Origin of the sequence: Saccharothrix sp. ST-888 (genome assembly GCF_000955975.1) — a bacterium.
In the GTDB taxonomy this organism is placed as follows: Bacteria; Actinomycetota; Actinomycetes; order Streptomycetales; family Streptomycetaceae; genus Kitasatospora.
In genome coordinates, this window is record NZ_JYJF01000959.1 from 1 (window position 1) to 304 (window position 304).

At 71.4% G+C, this 304-nt stretch carries 1 protein-coding gene; it reads left to right on the top strand.

Annotated features, from left to right (window positions below; genetic code table 11):
- Positions 1–32 precede the first annotated feature (32 nt).
- Positions 33–304: uroporphyrinogen decarboxylase family protein (locus UK12_RS35170; protein ID WP_331386684.1), on the top strand; the 272-nt coding region annotated here is incomplete at its 3' end.

A 304-nucleotide genomic window follows, 5' to 3' on the forward strand; every position in this document is an offset into this window, starting at 1 on the left:
GTGGGCGGGAGCGTCAACCGCTTGTGTGGTTCGTGCCCCAGGCTGGTGTCTCGCTGCCGGAGTACCCCCAGGTGCGCGAGGGCAGCCCGGTGCTGGACGTCGGCATGCGGTCCGAGGTGGTGAAGCAGATCACCCTCCAGCCGGTGCGGCGGCACAAGGGGGACGCGGCGATCTTCTTCGGCGACATCGTGGTGCCGCTGAAGGCCGTCGCTATCGACGTCGGCATCAAGCCGGGCGTCGGCCGGCTGATCGCCGACCCGATCCGCACCCTCGACGACCTCCCGCGGCTGCGCCCGCTGGAGCC